This is a genomic window from Thermotoga sp. (assembly GCF_021162145.1).
Lineage (GTDB): Bacteria > Thermotogota > Thermotogae > Thermotogales > Thermotogaceae > Thermotoga.
The window spans coordinates 1-5,154 of record NZ_JAGGZH010000059.1; the positions used below are offsets into that span (position 1 = coordinate 1).

The 5,154-nt window shown below is 44.9% G+C and carries 8 protein-coding genes, 1 tRNA gene and 1 pseudogene; 4 read left to right on the forward strand and 6 right to left on the reverse strand.

Annotated features, from left to right (window positions below):
- Positions 1-161 precede the first annotated feature (161 nt).
- Positions 162-238 (forward strand) — tRNA-Pro (locus J7K79_RS04195).
- 26 nt (positions 239-264) lie between these two features.
- On the opposite strand, the gene J7K79_RS04200 is transcribed toward J7K79_RS04195, so the two are convergent.
- The gene (locus J7K79_RS04200; RefSeq protein ID WP_296905492.1) at positions 265-525 is read right to left on the reverse strand and encodes a FlhB-like flagellar biosynthesis protein; all 261 of its coding nucleotides are present in this window, start codon (positions 523-525) and stop codon (positions 265-267) included.
- Positions 512-1,675, reverse strand: a complete 1,164-nt coding sequence (locus J7K79_RS04205) for a flagellar hook-length control protein FliK (RefSeq protein ID WP_296905494.1) — start codon at positions 1,673-1,675, stop codon at positions 512-514. The genes J7K79_RS04200 and J7K79_RS04205 overlap by 14 nt, the downstream gene beginning before the upstream one ends.
- A gap of 60 nt (positions 1,676-1,735) precedes the next feature.
- Between J7K79_RS04205 and J7K79_RS04210 the strand changes: the two genes are divergently transcribed.
- From J7K79_RS04210 to J7K79_RS04220, 3 genes and pseudogenes are all read left to right on the forward strand, one after another.
- Positions 1,736-2,449, forward strand: coding sequence for a YdcF family protein (locus J7K79_RS04210; RefSeq protein WP_296905496.1), 714 nt, complete (start codon positions 1,736-1,738; stop codon positions 2,447-2,449).
- Positions 2,450-2,453: 4 nt separating this feature from the next.
- The gene (locus J7K79_RS04215; protein WP_296905497.1) at positions 2,454-2,963 is read left to right on the forward strand and encodes a DUF996 domain-containing protein; all 510 of its coding nucleotides are present in this window, start codon (positions 2,454-2,456) and stop codon (positions 2,961-2,963) included.
- Between the two features lie 492 nt (positions 2,964-3,455).
- Positions 3,456-3,905: pseudogene (locus tag J7K79_RS04220) on the forward strand (HD domain-containing phosphohydrolase).
- A gap of 21 nt (positions 3,906-3,926) precedes the next feature.
- Here the strand turns inward: J7K79_RS04220 and J7K79_RS04230 are convergent.
- The 4 genes from J7K79_RS04230 to J7K79_RS04245 form a co-directional block, all read right to left on the reverse strand.
- Positions 3,927-4,103: a hypothetical protein gene (locus tag J7K79_RS04230; protein WP_296905501.1), complete on the reverse strand. Its 177-nt coding sequence runs from the start codon at positions 4,101-4,103 to the stop codon at positions 3,927-3,929.
- A gap of 103 nt (positions 4,104-4,206) precedes the next feature.
- Entirely contained in the window at positions 4,207-4,377 is a 171-nt protein-coding gene (locus J7K79_RS04235; protein ID WP_296905504.1) for a hypothetical protein, read from the reverse strand.
- A 223-nt stretch (positions 4,378-4,600) separates the two neighbouring features.
- Positions 4,601-4,810, reverse strand: coding sequence for a DUF5320 domain-containing protein (locus J7K79_RS04240; RefSeq protein WP_296905506.1), 210 nt, complete (start codon positions 4,808-4,810; stop codon positions 4,601-4,603).
- Between the two features lie 5 nt (positions 4,811-4,815).
- Positions 4,816-5,025 carry a DUF5320 family protein gene (locus tag J7K79_RS04245; protein ID WP_296905508.1) on the reverse strand — a complete coding sequence of 70 codons (210 nt, stop codon included), beginning with the start codon at positions 5,023-5,025 and terminating at the stop codon, positions 4,816-4,818.
- Between the last annotated feature and the right edge of the window lie 129 nt (positions 5,026-5,154).

Below are 5,154 nucleotides of genomic sequence, written 5' to 3' on the forward strand. Positions count from 1 at the left end.
ATGTTGCAGCGTGCAGGGAAGATATGGCTATGGTGTTGGCTCTTGTTATGTTCCTTGCATACAACATGTAGCTTCTATCTCATATTTTTCTCACTCTTGCCCCGATTCACCACCGTTGAGATGTTGAAATCTTCCAAGGGTATGGTAAAATATTAAAACGGCGGGGCGTAGCGCAGGTGGCTAGCGCGCTTGCATGGGGCGCAAGAGGTCGCTGGTTCGAGTCCAGTCGCCCCGACCAAAGGTCCCCGTTCTTCGGGGGCCTTTTTATTTGTCGTACCTTTTCAGGAAAGCGTATATCTCTGCTATGACCATGTACATCTCCTCTGGTATCTCTGAAAAGAGCTCCAATCTCAGGAGATCATCCACCAGATCTGGCCTTTCCTCTACAGGAATTCCATGCTTCCTTGCCATTTCTATGATTCTCTCTGCCACTTTTCCAACACCCTTTGCAACAACTTCTGGAGCGTTCATTGAGGAAGGATCGTACTTCAACGCAACGGCCTTCTTTATATCATCCGTACGCATTGAATCCCTCCCAGATCATGGGATCTTTCCTGGAAAAGAAAAGTTGAGCAAACAGGCCGATCGATTCGAGATCTTTTTTGAGTTCCACGGCATGTAAAGATAGTTCTTCAAGATTTCTTTCCGCATAAAATCTGACGGAAAGGTTCTTCTCTTCCAGGAAGACATCCGCAACCACTTTTCCAAAGTGAGATGTGTTCACCACGAGGATGGCTCTGCTTGAACTTTTCTCCCACCATATCTCAGATACACCGAACGAAGGCAGGGACAGGAATCTGACGCTTTCGTCCAGAAGGTCATTAATCAGAAAAACGGCATCCATCACACTCTGGTCTGATATTCGCTCCGGCTTTGGAATGATTTCTTTGTCTGGAAGATCGAACTCTATAACTTCTCTTCCCCGCCAAACCAAACTCCAAGAAGACTTTCTCTTTTCAACGGTGACATTCCCTTTCAAAAAAGACTTGAGGAAGGAGAGATCCAAATCTTTTTTCACGCAGAAGGAAACGAAAGGGAGATCCTCTTTTTTGAACATGATCAGGATTGTTTTTCCTTTGAAAGGAATCAGTATGTAACGTCCTCTCACGATACCTTTCTTCGAAGGAAGATCGAGCTGATATACATCGTGATCTTCGCTGCTGAAGATAGCCTTTCGCATGGAAATAGCTCTTTTCAGTGTTTTATCGTCAACCTCAGGGGTTGTCTTTCTGGAGAAGTTCTCATCAACGAACCTGAAAAACTCCCGAAGTGAAAACTTCCTGGAAAACGCTATACCTCTTGTTTCAAGTGCCTTTGGAAGAAATTCTTTTAGAATTCTTTTCTTTTCTTCGGTTATCTCCAGGAAACGTTTGGGAACAACATGCTTCACAAACATCTTCAGAAAATGAATGTATTTCTTCTCGAAACCGGATGATATCTCATAAAGAAATCCAAGAAGACCCGGGGTTTTGAAGATTTTGAAAGCCAACTCTTCGTCAAAGTGTGCAAGAAGCTTCGCTTTGAGTTCCTTCCCTGTCAGTATCCTGTTGTACCACACTCGAACACTTTCTCCAACTTTTGGTATCTTCCCGTTTATCTCCAAAACAAGTACACTGTTCTTTTTCGACAGGACAAGTACGTTGTTGTATCTCCCTATGACTCTCCAGACATCCATCCACTTCCCCCCATTATGATTATCGGCATTTCGGTTAGAATCGTAAACGGAGGTGAAAGTGTGCTCTTTCAAAAAACGGCCGGAGCCTTTTTTGTCACACCAGGTGCTTTCATTCTGGTCCTTCTTCTTGCGAGCATCTTTTTCAAAAAGAGTCGCTGGTTTCTTGTGGTTCTAGCAGTGCTCCTCTACATTGTGAGCAGTTACCCTGGAGAGTTTCTCTTTCTTCGCCCACTCGAAGAAAATTTAACCGTGCCGATCGAATTTCCTCAAAATGGCATGATCATCATCCTCGGTGGCGGGGTGGAGAGAAACACGAGATTGGGAGACACTCTGAGCGATGCCACTTTGAGAAGAGTTCTTGCAGGACTTCAGGTTCACAGAAAAACCGGTCTTCCCATCCTCGTCACGGGTGGAAGCCTCTCCAACTTGAAGTCCGAGGCGCTAATCATGAAAGAGTATCTGGTATCTCTCGGTGTATCTGAGAAAGACATTCTCGTCGAGATTAGATCGAAAAACACTTATGAGAATGCTTCTTTCACAAGAGAGATGATTGGGAATGTTCCGGTCATTCTTGTGACGGATTCGATACATATGAAAAGGGCACTTCATACCTTCAAAAGGTTCTTCAGTGAAGTTGTACCATACCCTGCTGGCTGTTATTTCGGAACCCCTGAATTTGTAGATTTCTTACCAAACACAACTTCTTTTTATCTGAACTCCCGAGCCATCTACGAGTGGATCGGCTTCATCTGGTACAATCTGAGAAGGAGGTGACAATATGGACCTTTCAACGGCAAAAATGCTGGCAGGAATTGGTATGATTCTCAAATTGCTCGGTGTTTTTCCTACAGTGGGATGGATCTTTTCACTCGTGGGGCTTATCCTGTTCCTCATCGGTATCTACAACATTTCCCAGATGACGAATGAGAAGAGGATATTCAACTACCTTTTGATCCCCGCTGTTTTGCTTTTGATCGTTTCCGTAATCTTTTCCGTAGTGCTCTTCGGCGCGCTCCTCACAAGAGGGTTATTCGCTGGTGGTGTAGCAGTCGCGGGGTTTGTGACCATTGTCGTTCTTGGAATCGTCGCCCTCGTTTACAAAATGAAGGCTTACAGGATGCTTGCCGAGGTTCTGAAGGTGCCCATCTTCAACACCGCTGCTTCTTTCTACAAATGGGGTGCGATACTCCTGGTCGTCTTTGGTATTGGGTTTGTTCTCATGTTCGTGGGGGACATACTGGCGATCGTGGGTTTTTTCTCGAAACCGTCAGAAGAGATATCATCTTGAACACGAGGATGCTAAGGGATAGTGTTCGTACTTGACACACTGCAGATGGGTGTTTGTGATTGTTGTGCTACTCATATTTGTCAGGATTATGCTCGTTCAGATTCACTATCAGAAGAACATGGAGCGCTACCAACCCAAGGTTTTCCAGACGATCGTCTAGCGATCCGTGGATCTTGTGTCGAGTGGATATTTTCAATAGGCGGAGCTGAAAGAGGCTATGGAAAAGAACAACGAAGAATTCATCGAAGAAGCGTTTGAAGAAATCAGATCTCCCGGTCCGTACATAAAGGGGAGATCAGAATTCTGAATAAGCCGCCGAATTTCGAAGAAGAGTACTACAGAATAGAGTCCGATGGAAAAGACTCTAGGCTTTGTTCAAGATATACGATAGCAAGGATTTTCTGGAATCTGGAGTACAAAAGCAGAACCAGAGGTGGTTGGCTCCCCATTTCTTACTGGAGTTCACTCAGTGGTTTGATTTTAATCATCGCTTTGCACTCTATTTTCGTAAGATTCATACTGAGGCTTCATTACGAGACGGAAAGGCTTGAAAGGCTGGTTGTCATCGTTGGGAAAAAGGACCATTATACCGCTGAGTACTCCAGAAACGCGGCAAAAATAGCAGATCTCGTAGGGAAAAAGATGAACCTGAAGAGAAAAGAACTCAGAATCCTCGAGATAATCGGGAAATTGCACGATATAGGAAAGATCGCTGTCCCAGACTGCGTTTGGAACAAACCTGGAAAACTCACCGATGAAGAGTTCGAAATAATCAAAAAACATCCAGTGGTTGGTGCAGACATACTGAAGTAGTTCCCCGAGTTATCTTTCGTTGTGCTCGTCGTCTTCTATCATCACGAGGGAATGAATGGTTCCGGATATCCAGTCGGACTGAAAAACAACAAGATACCACTTCTTTCAGAAGATAGTGGGGATACTTGAAAAACACTTCCCGGAAATTTATCAATTTGAAACTTCAAAAGTGACACCTGCACAGCATTCCAACAGATTTCCAGCGAATTTTTCTCCGAAAATACCTATGGCTTTCTTTCCTGTGCAATGACAAGGGGCCACAGTTTCTACCCCAATCCTGTTGAAGAGTTTCACGATATTTTCTATCTCTTTTTTGGAAGATCTCAAAAGGTGAAACCCCTCAGTACCAGTTGAATTCTTTTGTTAAACGTCTCCGCAACATCCAGCACTATGTTGCTGATTTCACGATGAGAGCATCTCGTAACAACAATCAAACCCTCTTTTGCATCCACCACCAGTGTTTGTTCGTTTTCAAAGAAATATTTTTCTTTTTCACCGTCTTTTTTTCCACAAAGAACTCTTTGGAGAGAACCTTGTTTCTCAAATTTGCAGGCACCATCAGAGATATCCTTGGTTTGATCTCTACTATCTTCTCGCTCACGAATCGAACCTCGCTTTTTAAGAGAACTTCCTCCCACTCAAAAGGAGCGCCTATGTACCTCTCACCAGAATACTTTGACTCCAGGGTTTCTTTTCTGATCCACCAGCGTAGAAAAGACCGTGTTCACGCTTAGAACCTTCTAAGGCTGAGTTACCATACAGAATACATATCCGCACTTTACTCCCTCCGTTTAAAAACGTTCAGGGGGCTTGACGCCCCCACCTTACCACCAGCCTCTCCAACCCCAACCTCTTCTGTGTCTCCAAGCAAGACCCATCCCAAAGGGCCAGCCTCTTCTCCAGCCCCATCCAAAACCTCTCCACCAACCCCAAGGTCTTGCCCAGCTCCATGGGCCGATGTATCTGCACCATCCAAGACCGCGACCCGTCATTGGACCAAGTCCCATGGGCCCAGTGCCGTCCAATCTTGGCATATTACTCACCTCCCACCTTCGAGTTCCCTTAATCTTTCCTCAACGTACCTGAGTTCCTCCTCCAGAAATCTCTTGTAGTCTAAAAGCATCTCCCTTTCTTCCTCGGGAGTAGGCGGCGCAGGAGGATACTCAAAATAAACCCACCATGGACCTCCAAAACCAAATCCTCCGTATCCCCATCCTCTTCTCCAACCAAATCCTCTGCCCCACCACATATTCTCACCTCCCATATATGTATTTTACATATATCAGATGAAAAGTCAAGCCCCCTCGGAGGAGAATTCACTTCCCACCAGAAACTTTCTCCCAAAGCTCCTTGATTTTCTCATGATGGTTTTTGAATA